This is a genomic window from Acidovorax sp. SUPP3334 (assembly GCF_030159055.1).
Taxonomy (GTDB): Bacteria; Pseudomonadota; Gammaproteobacteria; order Burkholderiales; family Burkholderiaceae_C; genus Paracidovorax.
Map to the genome: position 1 here is coordinate 1 of NZ_BQXQ01000015.1, position 15,366 is coordinate 15,366.

Annotated in this window: 13 protein-coding genes; 8 read left to right on the plus strand and 5 right to left on the minus strand. The window is 68.9% G+C overall.

The window, feature by feature from the left end:
• Nucleotides 1-4 precede the first annotated feature (4 nt).
• The 5 genes from AVHM3334_RS10290 to AVHM3334_RS10310 form a co-directional block, all read right to left on the minus strand.
• The gene (locus AVHM3334_RS10290) at nt 5-394 is read right to left on the minus strand and encodes a histidine phosphatase family protein (protein WP_284411975.1); all 390 of its coding nucleotides are present in this window, start codon (nt 392-394) and stop codon (nt 5-7) included.
• Nucleotides 395-530: 136 nt separating this feature from the next.
• Nucleotides 531-1,619, minus strand: coding sequence for a lytic murein transglycosylase B (gene mltB / locus AVHM3334_RS10295; RefSeq protein WP_284411977.1), 1,089 nt, complete (start codon nt 1,617-1,619; stop codon nt 531-533).
• 8 nt (nt 1,620-1,627) lie between these two features.
• Nucleotides 1,628-3,676, minus strand: coding sequence for a transglutaminase TgpA family protein (locus AVHM3334_RS10300; RefSeq protein ID WP_284411979.1), 2,049 nt, complete (start codon nt 3,674-3,676; stop codon nt 1,628-1,630).
• A gap of 134 nt (nt 3,677-3,810) precedes the next feature.
• Complete coding sequence (locus AVHM3334_RS10305) at nt 3,811-4,842, minus strand: DUF58 domain-containing protein (protein WP_284411980.1); 1,032 nt, start codon at nt 4,840-4,842, stop codon at nt 3,811-3,813.
• 95 nt (nt 4,843-4,937) lie between these two features.
• Entirely contained in the window at nt 4,938-5,858 is a 921-nt protein-coding gene (locus AVHM3334_RS10310; protein ID WP_284411982.1) for an AAA family ATPase, read from the minus strand.
• Nucleotides 5,859-5,896: 38 nt separating this feature from the next.
• Here AVHM3334_RS10310 and AVHM3334_RS10315 point away from each other — a divergent pair, with 38 nt between their 5' ends.
• From AVHM3334_RS10315 to AVHM3334_RS10350, 8 genes are all read left to right on the plus strand, one after another.
• On the plus strand, nt 5,897-6,856 hold the full coding sequence (locus AVHM3334_RS10315; RefSeq protein WP_284411983.1) for a histone deacetylase family protein: 960 nt from the start codon (nt 5,897-5,899) through the stop codon (nt 6,854-6,856).
• A gap of 38 nt (nt 6,857-6,894) precedes the next feature.
• Entirely contained in the window at nt 6,895-7,701 is an 807-nt protein-coding gene (locus AVHM3334_RS10320; protein ID WP_284411985.1) for an enoyl-CoA hydratase, read from the plus strand.
• Nucleotides 7,702-7,835: 134 nt separating this feature from the next.
• Entirely contained in the window at nt 7,836-9,161 is a 1,326-nt protein-coding gene (locus tag AVHM3334_RS10325; protein WP_284411987.1) for a mechanosensitive ion channel family protein, read from the plus strand.
• 141 nt (nt 9,162-9,302) lie between these two features.
• Nucleotides 9,303-10,052 carry an electron transfer flavoprotein subunit beta/FixA family protein gene (locus AVHM3334_RS10330; protein ID WP_284411989.1) on the plus strand — a complete coding sequence of 250 codons (750 nt, stop codon included), beginning with the start codon at nt 9,303-9,305 and terminating at the stop codon, nt 10,050-10,052.
• Nucleotides 10,053-10,054: 2 nt separating this feature from the next.
• Nucleotides 10,055-10,987 (plus strand): electron transfer flavoprotein subunit alpha/FixB family protein, encoded by a 933-nt coding sequence (locus AVHM3334_RS10335; protein WP_284411991.1) that lies wholly within the window; start codon nt 10,055-10,057, stop codon nt 10,985-10,987.
• A 76-nt stretch (nt 10,988-11,063) separates the two neighbouring features.
• Entirely contained in the window at nt 11,064-12,884 is a 1,821-nt protein-coding gene (locus AVHM3334_RS10340; protein ID WP_284411993.1) for an acyl-CoA dehydrogenase, read from the plus strand.
• Between the two features lie 108 nt (nt 12,885-12,992).
• Entirely contained in the window at nt 12,993-13,949 is a 957-nt protein-coding gene (locus AVHM3334_RS10345) for an NAD(P)H-dependent flavin oxidoreductase (protein WP_284411995.1), read from the plus strand.
• Between the two features lie 213 nt (nt 13,950-14,162).
• Complete coding sequence (locus AVHM3334_RS10350; RefSeq protein ID WP_284411997.1) at nt 14,163-15,320, plus strand: acyltransferase family protein; 1,158 nt, start codon at nt 14,163-14,165, stop codon at nt 15,318-15,320.
• Nucleotides 15,321-15,366 lie beyond the last annotated feature (46 nt).

Sequence of the window (15,366 nt, forward strand, 5' to 3'; positions counted from 1 at the left end):
GCCTTTATTTGCGTCTGCTCGCGCTGCTGGCCGAGCCGCCCATGGCGCTTGCCGCGAGGCCGCGAGAAGGAAAGCCTGGCTTACTCAGATTGGCTTGAAGCGGGTGGCGAATTTTGCAGGGCCGACTATCCAGGCAGCGGCACCAGGCGCTGGAACGCACCCGCTGGGGCGCCAACCCCTGATGCTGCAGCAATACCCCGATGCGCTTGGCCTGCGCGCGTCCTTCGGCGCTGAGATTGCGCTGGGTGCTGCATTGGCCGAGGGCAAAGCCCGGTGGGTCGCCGGTGCCGGGGTCGGTCTGAGCGTGGCGCATGAGCAGCACGGTGCCGGGCTCCGCCGCAATGGCGTCGGCATTGGCGACGGGATGGGCGGTGGATTGCAGCAGGCCCGCCATGCCGGCGGCCCATCCCAGGTGAAGGAGTTGACGGCGTTGCATGCAGGGCATTGTGACCAGCCCTGGGGCCCTGCAGCGCGATGGGCTCCCCGGCAGTAGGGGCAGGCACCCCGGGAAGCGTTGTTCAAGGCCGCGCTCAGCGGGCCGCGTTCACCTCGCGCCCCAGTTCGATCACGGCCATGGCGTAGTAGCTGGACCAGTTGTAGCGCGTGACCGTGTAGAAGTTCTGGGTTCCGGCGAAGAACACCGGCGATCCCACGCCGTTTTGCAACTCCACCAGCGCCAGCGGGCCGCCGTGCGTGGCGCCGTCGCCTTGGACGAGCGCGCCCAGCTCGGCCATGCGGGCCACGGTGAAGGTGGGGAGGATGTCCGGGGCCAGCAGCTCTTCGAGGCGCAGCCGCGCGGGGTCGAACTCGACCGCGTAGTGCGTGGGCATGCCGGTGATCCAGCCGTGCCCCTTGAAGTAGTTGGCGACCGAGCCGATGGCATCGGCCGGGCTGTTGAACAGGTCGATGCGGCCGTCGCCGTCGAAGTCCACCGCGTAGCGCGCCCAGCTGGAGGGCATGAACTGGCCCAGGCCCATGGCGCCCGCGTAGCTGCCGCGCGGCTCCAGCGGGTCGGCGTTGGTGCGCTGCATGAGGCTCAGGAACTGCTCCAGTTCGCCGCGAAAGAACGCCACGCGCTCTGCGGCGCGCGGATGCGCCGTGGGAAAGTCGAACGACAGCGTGGCCAGCGCGTCGATCACGCGGAAGCTGCCCATCTGCTGGCCGTAGATGGTCTCCACGCCGATGATGCCGACGATCATTTCCGCGGGCACGCCGTATTCGCGCTCGGCGCGGGCCAGGGTGTCGGCATGGTCGCGCCAGAAGCGCGCACCGGCGCGGATGCGCACCGGCTCGACGAAGCGGCTGCGGTAGGCGCGCCAGTTCTTGGGCGTGCCGACGGGGGACGGCAGCATCAGCCGGGGCACCTGGCTCAAGAAGCGGGCCTGGCCGATGGCTTGGCGCACCCATTCGCGGTCCAGGTCGCGGCGGGCGGCCAGGTCGTCGGCGAACTGCATGGCATCGGCCCGCTGGTCGTAGAAGATCGCGGGCTGTGCGGCCGCCGCTGCCGCTGCCGGGGCGCGGGGCGGGGTTTTCCTGGTGGGTTTCTGGGCGATGGCGCTGGTGGACAGGGCGGCAGCGGCGATCAGGACGATGGCGTGGCGAAGAAGGAATGCAGGCATGTCACGGGTCAAGGGGTGGCCGGCGCGCGGGCCGGCCAGGGCAGGTGGCGCATTTCGCGCCGCAGGTCGGCCAGGGCGCTGGCTGGCTCGGGCGCGTAGCGGGTGTGTTCGAGCCGCAGCAGCCAGTCGGCGACCGGGGCGATGGCGGCGTCGCCGAACCGGGCGCGGGCGCGCTCGGCCATGGCGCGCGGCGGCAATGTGGCGGGCAGGGGCAGGCCGGCGCGTGCCAGCCGTTCGCGGGCGTGGCCGAGCAGGCGCAGCCAGGGGTCGTGCTGGCTGCGCTCCCACAGCGTCCAGCCGGCGCCCACGAGCGCCGCCAGCGCGGCCAGGCCGCCCAGGGCCCGAGCCAGGTCTTCCCAACTGGGCGATTCGATGCCCAGGGCTTTCAGCATGTCGAGCTGGCGCCCCTGGGTGTAGTTCAGCACCCACTGGTTCCAGCCGTTGTTGACGGCTTCCCAGACGGCGCGCATCTGCTGCACCATGCCGCGGCTGATCATGGTGTCCATGGCGCTGCCGAACACGCCGCGCGGGGCCTGCAGGCGCTGGAAGGCGCCGATGCGCCCGGGCGAGACGGCGCCGGTGGGGTCCACGCGCACCCAGCCGCGGCCTTCGAACCAGACCTCGGCCCAGGCGTGGGCGTCGCTCTGGCGCACGGTCCAGTAGCCATCGACCCCGTTGCGTTCGCCGCCCTGGTAGCCGGTGACGATGCGCGCAGGAATGTCCATCGCCCGCATCAGCACGACGAAGGCCGAGGCGATGTGTTCGCAAAAGCCTTCCTTGATGTCGAACCAGAACGCATCGGCCGTGTGCTGGCCGTACACGCCGGGTTCCAGCGTGTAGTTGTAGCCCCCGGTGCGCAGCCGTTCGAGGGCGGCATTCATCAGCGCCTGCGGGCCGCCAGCGGCCAGGCGCGGGTCGGCGAGCATTTCCTGGGCCAGGGCGCGGGTGCGCGGATCGAACCCGTCGGGCAGCTCCACATAGGCGCGCATCTGCGCGGTGCGCTGCTGGGGGCCGTGAACGAAGCGCGGGTAGCTCTCGGCCCGGTAGCGCAGCACTTCGTTGACGGGCCGGCTGGCGATCCATTGCAGCTCTTGCGACATGAAGGCCGTCAGGCCTTCGGGCAGCTCGGGCCGGTCCCTGGCCGCGTCCAGGGTGAGCAGCCAGGGCCGCCGCAGCGGCTCCATCGTCACGGCGTAGCGTATCGGCTCGCCTTCGGTCTGCAGGCGGGCGGGTGCGGGCGGGCGCCAGGCCGACGAGGGCGCCCCGGACTGCCCGATGGCGAACCACTGCCGCCCGTTGAAGGCCGTGAGCACGGGCCCGCGAAAGTACAGATCGCTCTGCGGCGGGGCTTCGTTGCCCGGGGTGTCGAAGCGCACCCGCATGGCCACCGTGTCGTCCAGGGCCAGCGAGGCGACGTTGCCGATCTCCATCTCGCCCGACAGTCCGCTGCGCCCCGAAGGGTTGTCGTTGGGCATGCCCCACAGCGGCGCCATGCGCGGGAACAGCAGGAACAGCGCCAGCATGACGGGCGCGCCCAGCAGCGCCATCCGGCCCGCCACGCGCATCGAATGCGCCAGCGGCGGCCGGCCCACGGGCATGTGGGCGTTGACCAGGGCGGTGAGCAGGCCCAGCAGCGCGATGAGCATGGCCACGGCCGTCACCAGCGACTGCGAGAAGAAGAAGTTGCTGAGCATCGTGAAGAAGCCCAGGAAGAAGATGACCATCGCGTCGCGCCGCGCGCGCAACTCCAGGGTTTTGAGGGCCAGCAGCATCACGATGAGCGTGACCCCCGCGTCGCGCCCGACGATGGTGCGGTGCGACACCAGCGTGAGCGCCACCGACAGCACCAGCAGCCCGCCCGTCACCCAGCGGCCCGGCAGCGGCCGCCCTTGGACCGCGACCCAGCCGCGCCACGCCAGCACCAGCGCGGCCAGCGCCGTCGTCCACACCGGCAGGTTGGCGGCCTGCGGGGCGATCACCCACGCGATGACGACGACCAGGAACAGGGTGTCGCGCGCTTCGCGCGGCAGCGTGGTGAGCGTCTGGCGCAGGTTCATGCGTGCGGGCTCCGGCCCATTGGCAAACCGCCGAGGGACCCGGAAAACGGGGTGCTACTATTTTTGTAGCAGTGTCCCCTAGTGGTTATTGCGCTGGAAGGCATTTTGATCATGAGGGTGGTTGGCCTTGGGGCTCAGCACAGGGCCAGTGCTTCCAGGCAGCGGCGGCGGTGGGCGGCGCCGCTGTCCTGGGCGATTTCTCCGCTGGGCAGGCGCAGGCCGTATTCCACGCCCAGGCGGTCGGCCTGCAGCACCCAGGCGGTCAGGCGCGACAGGCGGGCTTCGGGGTCGCTCAGGCCGGTGACGGCGGGGTCCAGCCACAGTTCCTGGCGCTGGGCCTGCTGGGCATCGCGGCTGACCAGGTCGTCGGTGCCGGTGGCGAGGGATTTGGCGGCCTTCTTCCACACCACGAGCTTGAGCGGATCGCCCCGGCGGTAGGCCCGCACGCCATCGAACTCGCCGATGCCTTGCGTGGGCGTGCTGCCCGCGCCGCCGGCCCGGGGCTCGCCGGCAGGCAGCGGCGGTGGCGGTACCTCGGGCTGCGGGTACACCAGCACCTGCGCGGCCGGCCGCCAGATCGTCCAGACGCGGAAGGTGCCCAGAGGAAACCGCGTTTCCGCCGTGAGCGTGGGCGCATCGTGCAAGCCGCGCCGGGCAGGCTGGTAGGCCACCTGCACGCTGGCCGAGCCTTCGGCGGGCACGTCGGTCCAGACCCATTGGGTCGCCTTGCCGGCGCCGTGCACGCCGACCGCGATACCGTGGCGCGCCGTGCGCCGGACATGGCTCAGCTGCACTTGCAGCGCCGTGCTGGAGCCCAGGAACTGCGGCTCGGGCGCGACCAGATGCAGGGTGAGTCCGCGCAGCGTACCGTGGCAGATGTGGATGCCCACCACGGCGCTGCCGGCCAGCAGGAAGGTGAGCAGATAGCCCAGGTTGAGCTGGAAGTTGATCGACGCCACCAGCAGCACCATCAGCGTGAGCGCCAGCATCCAGCCGGCGCCGGTGGGCAGGATGTACACGTTGCGCTGGGTGAGCGTGACGGTGTCGGTGCGCTTGGCGCGCGTCTGCCACCAGTGTTGCCAGCGCCGCTGCAGCATGCCCAGCGGCCACAAGGCCCGGTGTGGGGTGTCCGGCGTGGGCGGAAGGGAAGGGGATGCGGCCGGCATGGAGGGCTTTGTCGAGAAAGGGTTTGGGTGAGCGTGGAAGGCCGGCAGCCGGTCGTATTGAAGTGCGTGGCGAGGGCGTGAAGGCGCGCCTTGCGCTACGGCAGCGGCACGGCGTCCACCATCGCGCGCACCTGCTCCACCGCGCCGCGCCCGGCATCGCCCACGGGCACCAGTCGGTGGGCGATGGTCTGCGGCAGCACGGACTGCACGTCGTCGGGCGCTACGTAGTCGCGCCCCGAGATCAGCGCCTGCGCCTTGGCCGCGCGCACCAGCGCGATGCCTGCGCGGGGCGACAGGCCCTGCAGGAACCACCGGCCCGAGCGGGTGGCGGCCATCAGGTCCTGCACGTAGTTCAAGAGCGGGTCGGCCGTGTGAACGGCCAGCACCTGCTGCTGCAGCTGGGCCAGTTCGTCGCCCGACAGCAGAGGCAGCATGCTGTCCACCATGTCGCGCCGGTCGGCGCCGGCCAGCAGCAGGCGCTCGGCCGCACGGTCGGGGTAGCCGATGGAGATGCGCATCAGAAAGCGGTCCAGCTGCGACTCGGGCAGCGCGAAGGTGCCCAGCTGGTCGTGCGGGTTCTGCGTGGCGATCACGAAGAACGGGTGGGGCAGGGGGCGGGTTTCACCCTCGACCGAAACCTGCTTTTCTTCCATGGCCTCCAGCAGCGCGCTCTGCGTCTTGGGGCTGGCGCGGTTGATCTCGTCGGCCAGCAGCACCTGGGCGAATACCGGGCCGGGGTGGAACACGAAGGATTCCTTGCCGCGCTCGTACACCGACACGCCGGTCAGGTCGCTGGGCATCAGGTCGGCGGTGAACTGCACGCGTGAGAACTGCAGCCCGAAGGTGCGTGCCAGCGCGTGGGCCAGCGTGGTCTTGCCGACGCCGGGAACGTCCTCGATCAGCAGATGTCCCCCGGCCAGAAGGCAGGCCACGCAGTCCTGGACCTGGGCACTTTTGCCCACGATCACCGTGTTAAGCTGATCCAGAAGCGACTTGATTTTGTGCTGTGCATGCATGGCGCGACGTTATCCGAAAAATGTACGAGGCAACGGGAATGACTGTGGGCAGGACAGGCTATTTCACCCATCGGGAATGCTGGAAGCACGAGATGGGCCCGGGACACCCCGAGTGTCCCGCACGGCTGGATGCCATCGAGGACCGACTGCTCGTCACGGGCGTGGCCGACGCGCTGGAGCGCATCCAGGCGCCCGAGGCCTCGCTGGCCGACATCGAACTGGCGCACGACCGCCGCCATGTGGACGCCTTGCGCGGCATGTCCGAGCGGCTGGCCGAAGAGCTGCTGGCCGGTGGCCCGGCGCACGCGCAGGTCGATCCCGACACCTCCATCAACACGCACACCTGGGGCGCCGCGCTGCGCGCCGCGGGCGCGGCCCTGGCCGCCACCGACGCGGTGATGGCGGGCGATCTGGAAAACGCCTTTTGCTGCGTGCGGCCGCCCGGCCACCACGCCACGCGCGACAAGGCCATGGGGTTTTGCTTTTTCAACAACGTGGCGATCGCTGCGCGCTATGCCTTGAAGCGCCACGGCCTGCGCCGCGTGGCCGTGGTGGATTTCGATGTGCACCACGGCAACGGCACCGAAGACATCCTCTCCGGCGACGACCGCGTGCTGATGGTGGGCATCTTCCAGCACCCGTTCTATCCCTACAGCGGCGACCGGGACCCGGCGCCCAACATGCTCAACGTGCCCGTGGCCGCCTACACGCGCGGCATGGACATCCGCGAACTGATCGAGATGCTGTGGATTCCGCGCCTGGAAGCCTTCAAGCCCGAGATGATCTTCGTGAGCGCCGGCTTCGACGGCCACCGCGACGACGACATGGGCCAGCTCGGCCTGACCGAGCAGGACTACACCTGGATCACCCAGCGCGTGAAGGACGTGGCCCGCCGCCATGCCAAGGGGCGCATCGTGTCGTGCCTGGAAGGCGGCTACATGATGGACGCCCTGGCGCGCAGCGTGGAAGCCCATGTGCGCGTGCTGGCCGACCTGTGATGAACCTTGCTCTTTTTTGAAGCGCAGCACGTGACCGCATGACGAATCCCTCCGACACCACTGCCCCGAGTCCCCTGGCCGTGTCGCGCGATGCGCGCGGCGTCGTCACCCTGACGCTGGACGACCCGGTGCGCTTCAATGCGCTGGGCGACGGCATGCTGGCCGCGCTGCAGCAGGCGCTGGGCGAGGTGGCCCGCGACGAAACGTCCCGCGTCGTCGTGCTGGCAGCGCGCGGCAGGGCCTTTTGCGCCGGCCACAACCTGAAGGACATGGCCGCGAACCCCGACAAGGCCTGGTACCAGAAGCTCTTTGCCCAGTGCACCCGCATGATGCTGTCGATCCAGCAGTTGCCCGTGCCGGTGATCGCCCGCGTGCAGGGCATGGCCACCGCGGCGGGCTGCCAACTGGTGGCGCAGTGCGATCTGGCCGTGGCGGCCGACGACGCCACTTTTGCCACCAGCGGCATCCACTACGGCCTGTTCTGCGCCACGCCCAGCGTGCCGCTGGTGCGCAACGTGCCGCTCAAGCGCGCCATGGAAATGCTGTTGACCGGCGACTTCATCGACGCGCGCACCGCGCAGGCGCAAGGGCTGGTGAACCGCGTGGTGCCGGCGGAGCACCTCGATGCCGAGGTCGAACGGCTCGTGCAATCCATCATCGAAAAGCCTCGGGTGGCGGTCGCCATGGGCAAGGCGCTCGTGTACCAGCAGCGCGAACTGGGGGTGGAGGCCGCCTACCAGCTGGCCGGCCAGGCCATGGCCACCAACATGATGGACGCTGCCGCGCAGGAGGGCGCGAGCGCCTTCGCCGAAAAGCGCACCCCGGCGTGGAAGCCCGCGCGCTGACGGCGCCTGCCATGCCGCGGCGCCTGCCGATCTCCCTGCCGCCGAAGGGCGGACTTTCCCCGTTTGTTTTGACGGCCCATGGCGGCCTCTCGACTGCCTTTTTGACTGCCCCTTTGACTACCCTTTGACTGCCGATGGAAATTTTCGACAAGCTATCGCGCGACTTCAATAACTCCAGCACCTGGCTGGAGATCGCCGTGCTCGCGGCCTGCATCGCCCTGGCCTACCTGGCCAGCCGCGCGGTGGGGCGCCAGCAGCCGGCCGATTCGGTGTGGTTCGGGCGGCGCACCGTCGATGGGCTGATGTTCCCGCTGCTCTCGCTGGCGCTGGTGTACGCGGCGCGCGTGGGCGTGGAGCAGTATCAGCCGGTGTTCCTGCTGCGCGTGGCGGTGCCGGTGCTGACCTCGCTGGTGCTGATCCGCTTCTTCGCACGGGTGCTGACGGCCGCGTTCCCGCGCTCGGCGGCCATGCGGCTGGTCGAGCGCATCGTCTCGTGGGTGGCCTGGGGGGTGGCCGTGCTGTGGATCGTGGGGCTGCTGCCGCTGGTGCGCCAGGAACTGGCCGAGATCAACATCAGCTTCGGCAAGTCGCAGGTCAGCCTGCTGATGCTGCTGCAGGGCGTGCTGTCGGCGGGGCTGGTGATGGTGTTGGCGCTGTGGGTGTCGTCCACGTTCGAGCGCCGCGTGCTCAGCAATGCGGTCAACGACCTGTCCATGCGCAAGGTGGCGGTGAACGCCACGCGCGCCGTGCTGCTGATGATCGGCATGCTCTTCGCCCTGTCTGCCGTGGGCGTGGACCTGACCGCGCTGTCGGTGCTGGGCGGCGCGGTGGGCGTGGGCCTGGGGTTCGGGCTGCAAAAGCTCGCCTCCAATTACGTGAGCGGCTTCGTCATCCTGCTGGAGCGCTCGCTGCGCATCGGCGACAACGTGCGAGTGGATGGCTTCGAGGGCCGCATCACCGACATCAAGACGCGCTACACGCTCATCCGCGCGGGCAACGGGCGCGAATCCATCGTGCCCAACGAAACCCTCATCACCCAGCGGGTGGAGAACCTCTCCGACGCCGACCGCAAGTTCAACGTCACCACCAACATCGTGGTGGGCTACGACAGCGAGGTGGCCCAGGTGCAGCGGATCCTGTGCGATGCCGCCGCCGCGCAGGCCCGTGTGCTCAAGGAACCGCAGCCGGTGGCCTACCTGGTCAACTTCGCCCCCGACGGGCTGGAGTTCAGCCTGAACTTCTGGATCAGCGACCCTTCCGCCGGCTCGGTCAACCTGCGCTCGGCCATCAACATCGCCATCCTGGAAGGGCTGCGCGGGGCGGGCATCGACATTCCCTATCCGCAGCGGGTGGTGCAGATCCGGGGCGAGGCCGCGCCATCGCCCTCGGCCGGGCCTGTCGCCGAGGTGCCAGCGGTGCCGGCAACGCAGCGGTCGGAGGCAGGCGCCGCTGGCCTATAATCCACAAAAAAGCACGATCGTTCTTTTTATGGATGTGCGGCATTCCACGGCCTCCGGCAGGGGTATGCGCCAGAGGGTGCGGAATAGAATGTTTCGGTTTACGTTAACGTCAATTAATCAACAACTCTAGGAGCCGCAGCAATGAAGGTTTTGGTCCCTGTCAAACGCGTGGTGGACTACAACGTGAAGGTCCGGGTGAAGTCGGACAACACGGGTGTGGACATCGCGAACGTGAAGATGAGCATGAACCCCTTCGATGAGATCGCCGTCGAAGAGGCCGTTCGCCTGAAGGAAAAGGGCGTGGTGACCGAGGTCATCGCCGTCTCCTGCGGCGTGGCGCAGTGCCAGGAAACGCTGCGCACCGCCATGGCGATCGGCGCCGACCGCGCCATCCTGGTGGAGACCGCCGAAGAGCTGCAGCCCCTGGCCGTGGCCAAGATCCTGAAGGCCCTGGTGGACAAGGAGCAGCCCCAGCTCATCATCCTGGGCAAGCAGGCGATCGACGACGACGCCAACCAGACCGGCCAGATGCTCGCGGCGCTCGCCGACCTGCCCCAGGCCACCTTCGCCTCCAAGGTCGAGGTGAGCGGTGACAAGGTCAACGTCACGCGCGAAGTCGATGGCGGGCTGGAGACCATCGCCCTCACGCTGCCGGCCGTCATCACGACCGACCTGCGCCTGAACGAGCCGCGCTACGTCACCTTGCCCAACATCATGAAGGCCAAGAAAAAGCAGCTCGATACCGTCAAGCCCGAAGACCTCGGGGTCGATGTGAAGCCGCGCCTCAAAACCCTCAAGGTCTCCGAGCCGCCGAAGCGCGGCGCCGGCATCAAGGTGCCCGACGTCGCCGCCCTGGTGGACAAGCTCAAGAACGAAGCAAAGGTGATCTGAACATGACAGCCCTCGTAATTGCCGAACACGACAACGCCAGCATCAAGCCCTCCACCCTGAACACCGTGACCGCCGCCGTGGCCTGCGGTGGCGAGGTGCACGTGCTGGTGGCGGGCAACGGCGCCGATGCCGCTGCCCAGGCCGCCGCGCAGATCGCCGGCGTCACCAAGGTCATCCTGGCCGATGGCGCGAGCCTCAAGGACGGCCTGGCCGAGAACGTCGCCGCCCAGGTGCTGGCCCTTGCCGCCAACTACAGCCACATCCTGTTCCCGGCCACGGCGGGCGGCAAGAACGTCGCGCCCCGCGTGGCCGCCAGGCTCGACGTCGCACAGATCAGCGACATCACCAAGGTGGACAGCCCCGACACCTTCGAGCGCCCCATCTACGCCGGCAACGCCATCGCCACCGTGCAAAGCAGCGACGCGACCAAGGTCATCACCGTGCGCACCACCGGCTTCGATGCAGCCGCTGCCACCGGGGGCTCGGCCGCCATCGAGAAGGCCGATGCCGCGGCCGACAGCGGCAAGAGCAGCTTCGTGGGCCGGGACGTCACCAAGAGCGACCGCCCCGAGCTGACCGCCGCCAAGATCATCGTCTCCGGGGGCCGGGCGCTGGGCAGCAGCGAGAAGTTCAACGAAGTGATGACGCCCCTGGCGGACAAGCTGGGAGCGGCCATCGGTGCGAGCCGCGCGGCGGTGGATGCGGGCTACGCGCCCAACGACCTGCAGGTGGGGCAGACGGGCAAGATCGTGGCGCCGCAGCTGTACATCGCGGCGGGCATCTCGGGCGCGATCCAGCATCTGGCGGGCATGAAGGACTCCAAGGTGATCGTGGCGATCAACAAGGACCCGGAAGCGCCGATCTTCAGCGTGGCCGACTACGGCCTGGAGGCCGACCTGTTCACGGCCGTGCCGGAACTGGTCAAGGCGCTCTGACCGCGCAGCCACGTTCCCAGGAAGGCATCGCTTGCGATGCCTTTTTTTCCGACATTTTTCGCCCCCGGAGACCCCCATGAGTTACACCGCCCCCGTCAAGGACATGCTGTTCGCGATCGAGCACCTGGCCAACATCGAGCAAGTGGCGCAGTTGCCCGGCTTCGAGGACGCAGGCCTGGACACCGCCCAGGCGGTGCTGCAGGAATGTGCCCGCTTCAACGAGGGCGTGGTGGCGCCATTGAATGGGGTGGGGGACCGCAACCCGTCGTCCTGGAAGGACGGGGTGGTCACGACCACGCCAGGGTTCAAGGAGGCCTTCCGCCAGTACGCCGAGGGTGGCTGGCAGGGCCTGCAGCACCCGGCCGACTTCGGTGGCCAGGGGCTGCCCAAGACCATCGGCGCGGCCTGCATCGAGATGTGCAACAGTGCCAACCTGAGCTTCGCGCTGTGCCCGCTGCTGACCGACGGCGCCATCGAGGCGCTGCTCACGGCCGGCAGCGATGACCTCAAGGCCACCTACCTCGAAAAGCTGGTGACCGGCGAGTGGACCGGCACCATGAACCTGACCGAGCCGCAGGCCGGCTCCGACCTGGCCCTGGTGCGCACGCGCGCCGAGCCCCAGGGCGACGGCACCTACAAGGTGTTCGGCACCAAGATCTTCATCACCTACGGCGAGCACGACATGGCCGAGAACATCGTGCATCTCGTGCTGGCGCGCGTGCAGGGCGCGCCCGAGGGCGTGAAGGGCATCAGCCTGTTCGTGGTGCCGAAGTTTCTGGTCAATGCCGATGGCAGCCTGGGCCAGCGCAACGATGCGCACTGCGTCTCCATCGAGCACAAGCTGGGCATCAAGGCATCGCCCACCGCCGTGCTGCAGTTCGGCGACGGCATGGCGGCGAGCATCGCGGACGCTGCCGGACCGGGCGCCGTGGGCTACCTGGTGGGCGAGGAAAACCGCGGCCTCGAATACATGTTCATCATGATGAACGCGGCCCGCTACGCCGTGGGCGTGCAGGGCATCGCGGTGGCCGAGCGCGCCTACCAGCAGGCCGTGGGCTACGCGAAGGATCGCGTACAGAGCCGGCCCGTGGACGGCAGCGTGAAGGCCAGCGCCACCATCATTCACCACCCCGACGTGCGCCGCATGCTCATGACCATGCGCGCCTACACCGAAGGCTGCCGCGCCATGGCCACCGTGGCCGCTGCCGCCTACGACGCCTCGCACCACCACCCCGACGCCGAGACGCGCCGGCAGAACACGGCGTTCTACGAATTCATGGTGCCGCTGGTCAAGGGCTACAGCACCGAGATGAGCCTGGAAGTCACCAGCCTGGGCGTGCAGGTGCACGGCGGCATGGGCTTCATCGAGGAAACTGGCGCCGCGCAGCACTACCGCGACGCGAAGATCCTCACCATCTACGAAGGCACCACCGCCATCCAGGCCAACGACTTGGTGGGCCGCAAGACGGCGCGAGACGGCGGCCAGACGGCCAAGACCATCGCCGCGCAGATCGAGGCGACCGAGGGCGAACTCGACGCCAGCGGCACGCCTGCCGCCCGCGCCGTGGCGCGGCGCCTGTCCGCCGCGCGCACCGCGTTTCTGGAGGTGGTGGATTTCATCGCCGCCAGCGCCAAGGCGCAGCCCAACGCCGCCTATGCCGGCAGCGTGCCATACCTGATGCTGGCCGGCAATCTGGTGGCCGGCTGGCAGATGGGCCGGGCCCTGCTGGCGGCCGAACGGCTGTTGCCACAGGGACAGGACGCAGCCTTCCTTCGCGCCAAGATCGCCACCGCGCAGTTCTACGCCGACCACATCCTGGTCAAGGCGGGCGGCCTGCGCGATGCCATCGTGGACGGCGCCGACAGCGTCACCGCGCTGGCGCTCGACGCGTTCTGACGCTTTTTGAGTCTGCCTTCGTTGCTATTGAATGTATAGCTAGATGCCCTAGGTGTATATGCGCTGGGGCTGTTTTTGGTCATTAATCACAATCCCCGGAGACCGTCCATGTCCCAGTTGCCACCGGCGCTTCAGAAACTCTCGCTGCCCGTCATCGGTTCGCCGCTGTTCATCATCAGCAATCCCCAACTGGTGATCGCGCAGTGCAAGGCGGGCATCGTGGGCTCGATGCCCTCGCTCAACGCCCGCCCGGCCGAGCAGCTGGACGACTGGCTGGCCGAAATCACCGAATCGCTCGCGGCGCATGACAAGGCGCACCCCGACCGGCCTTCGGCCCCGTTCGCCATCAACCAGATCGTGCACAAGAGCAACGACCGCCTGGAGCACGACATGCAGGTCTGCGCCAAGTACAAGGTGCCGATCGTCATCACCAGCCTGGGCGCGCGCGAGGACGTGAACCAGGCCGTGCACGGCTGGGGCGGCGTGGTGCTGCACGACATCATCAACAACAAGTTCGCGCACAAGGCGATCGAGAAGGGCGCCGACGGCCTGATCGCCGTGGCCGCGGGCGCGGGCGGGCATGCGGGGGTCAAGAGCCCCTTCGCGCTGATCCAGGAAATCCGCCAGTGGTTCGATGGCCCCGTGGCGCTCTCGGGCGCCATCGCCTCGGGCGGCGCCGTGCTGGCCGCTCAGGCCATGGGGGCCGACTTCGCCTACATCGGCTCGGCCTTCATCGCCACGCACGAGGCCCGCGCGCAGGAGGCCTACAAGCAGGCCATCGTGGACGGCAACTCCGACGACATCGTGTACAGCAACCTGTTCACGGGCGTACACGGCAACTACCTGGCGCCGTCCGTCCGCGCGGCCGGGCTCGACCCCGACAACCTGCCCGAATCCGACCCGAGCAAGATGAACTTCGGCGGCGATGCCAAGAAGGCGTGGAAGGACATCTGGGGCTGCGGCCAGGGCATCGGCGCGATCACCGAGGTGACCAGCGCCGCCGACCTGGTCGCGCGCCTGCGCCGCGAATACCAGGCCGCCCGGGGCCGGCTGGCCGTGATCTGATCCGCACCACCGCCTGGCGCCGTCGCGCGCCGGACGGGTGCGAAATTCCCCAGCCGCTGCGCGCGGGCGGGGAAGCTATACTTTTCGACCCCCGCGCTCCCTGCGCTGCCTGCACCGCTGCAAGGCAGTGAAAGGAGCGCTTTTTTTGCGGGCCCGCACGCGCTCTGTTTTTGTGCGGCCCCGTTCGTTGTCTCGTTTCCTGCCGGCTCACGCATGTCCTCCTCCTCCCGCAGTTCCTTGATCGACACGGTCAAGGGCCTGGCCTGCGCCACCATCGTCGCGCACCACCTGGCCTTCTACGGCCCCATGTCCGATGCCGCCCTGCCGCTGATGCCGGACCTGATGGCCTGGCTCTCCCAGCACGGCCGCATGGCCGTTCAGGTGTTCCTGGTGCTGGGAGGGTATCTTGCGGCCGCCAGCCTGGCGCCGACCGGCGTGGCGCGCTTCGGCAGTGCGTCCGAGCAGATCGGGCGGCGGTTCGTGCGGCTGGCCGTGCCCTACGCCGTGGCATTGGTGCTGGCCGTATTGGCGTCTGCGGCCGTGCGGCCGTTTCTGGACCACCCCTCGGTGCCGGGCGAGCCCAGCCCGGCGCAGCTGGTGGCCAACGCCCTCATGATTCAGGACATCGTGGGCGAAGAAGCGCTCTCGGCCGGCGTCTGGTACGTGGGCATCGACTTCCAACTCTTCGCGCTGGCGGCGCTGCTGTTCTCGGCGGTGCGCCGATGGCCGGGCGCAAGCGTGTCGCAGGCCGAGCGGCTGGGCAAGGGGCTGGTGCTGGGCGGCACCGCCGTGTCATTGCTCTGGCTCAATCGCCAGCCCGACCTGGACATGTGGGCCTGCTATTTCTTCGGCGCTTACGGGCTGGGCATGCTCGCGTGCTGGACCGTGCTGTCCCCGAACGCCCGGGCGGGCCTGGTGGCCATCGCGGCGCTGGGCGCGGCCGCCCTGTGGGTGGAGTTTCGCGAACGCATCGCCGTGGCGTGGGTGTGCGCGCTGCTGCTCGTGCTGTGGCTGCGCTGGGGCCAGCCGTGGCTGGCTGCGCGCTGGCAGGCTGCGGGGGGCGATGGCCCGAAAAGCGACGCCGGACTGCACCCGCTGCAGCGCTTGGGGCGCATGTCGTACTCGGTATTTCTCGTGCATTTCCCGGTGTGCCTGCTGGTGAACGCAGCTTTTCAACACGCCTGGCCGGACTCCGCCGCGATGAACCTGCTGGGCATGGCGACGGCCTTCGGACTGTCGCTGGCGGCGGGGCGCCTGATGTACCTGCGGGTGGAGCGGCACGTGCCGTCGTGGACGGTCGCGTTGCGCTGGCAGGCCGGGCTGGTGGGAACGGGATTGGTCGTGGCCTTCGCGGCCGGACGCTTCGGCTGACCGGGCAGGAGGCTGCCCCGTCAGAACCGGGGTGGGGGCAGGCGGC

What these genes read in the sequence shown, in the direction of transcription:
- AVHM3334_RS10290 (WP_284411975.1), bottom strand. Translation starts at nt 394, where the DNA reads ATGGCGGGCCTGCTGCAATCCACCGCCCATCCCGTCGCCAATGCCGAC.
- mltB (WP_284411977.1), bottom strand. Translation starts at nt 1,619, where the DNA reads ATGCCTGCATTCCTTCTTCGCCACGCCATCGTCCTGATCGCCGCTGCC.
- AVHM3334_RS10300 (WP_284411979.1), bottom strand. Translation starts at nt 3,676, where the DNA reads ATGAACCTGCGCCAGACGCTCACCACGCTGCCGCGCGAAGCGCGCGAC.
- AVHM3334_RS10305 (WP_284411980.1), bottom strand. Translation starts at nt 4,842, where the DNA reads ATGCCGGCCGCATCCCCTTCCCTTCCGCCCACGCCGGACACCCCACAC.
- AVHM3334_RS10310 (WP_284411982.1), bottom strand. Translation starts at nt 5,858, where the DNA reads ATGCATGCACAGCACAAAATCAAGTCGCTTCTGGATCAGCTTAACACG.
- AVHM3334_RS10315 (WP_284411983.1), top strand. Translation starts at nt 5,897, where the DNA reads ATGACTGTGGGCAGGACAGGCTATTTCACCCATCGGGAATGCTGGAAG.
- AVHM3334_RS10320 (WP_284411985.1), top strand. Translation starts at nt 6,895, where the DNA reads ATGACGAATCCCTCCGACACCACTGCCCCGAGTCCCCTGGCCGTGTCG.
- AVHM3334_RS10325 (WP_284411987.1), top strand. Translation starts at nt 7,836, where the DNA reads ATGGAAATTTTCGACAAGCTATCGCGCGACTTCAATAACTCCAGCACC.
- AVHM3334_RS10330 (WP_284411989.1), top strand. Translation starts at nt 9,303, where the DNA reads ATGAAGGTTTTGGTCCCTGTCAAACGCGTGGTGGACTACAACGTGAAG.
- AVHM3334_RS10335 (WP_284411991.1), top strand. Translation starts at nt 10,055, where the DNA reads ATGACAGCCCTCGTAATTGCCGAACACGACAACGCCAGCATCAAGCCC.
- AVHM3334_RS10340 (WP_284411993.1), top strand. Translation starts at nt 11,064, where the DNA reads ATGAGTTACACCGCCCCCGTCAAGGACATGCTGTTCGCGATCGAGCAC.
- AVHM3334_RS10345 (WP_284411995.1), top strand. Translation starts at nt 12,993, where the DNA reads ATGTCCCAGTTGCCACCGGCGCTTCAGAAACTCTCGCTGCCCGTCATC.
- AVHM3334_RS10350 (WP_284411997.1), top strand. Translation starts at nt 14,163, where the DNA reads ATGTCCTCCTCCTCCCGCAGTTCCTTGATCGACACGGTCAAGGGCCTG.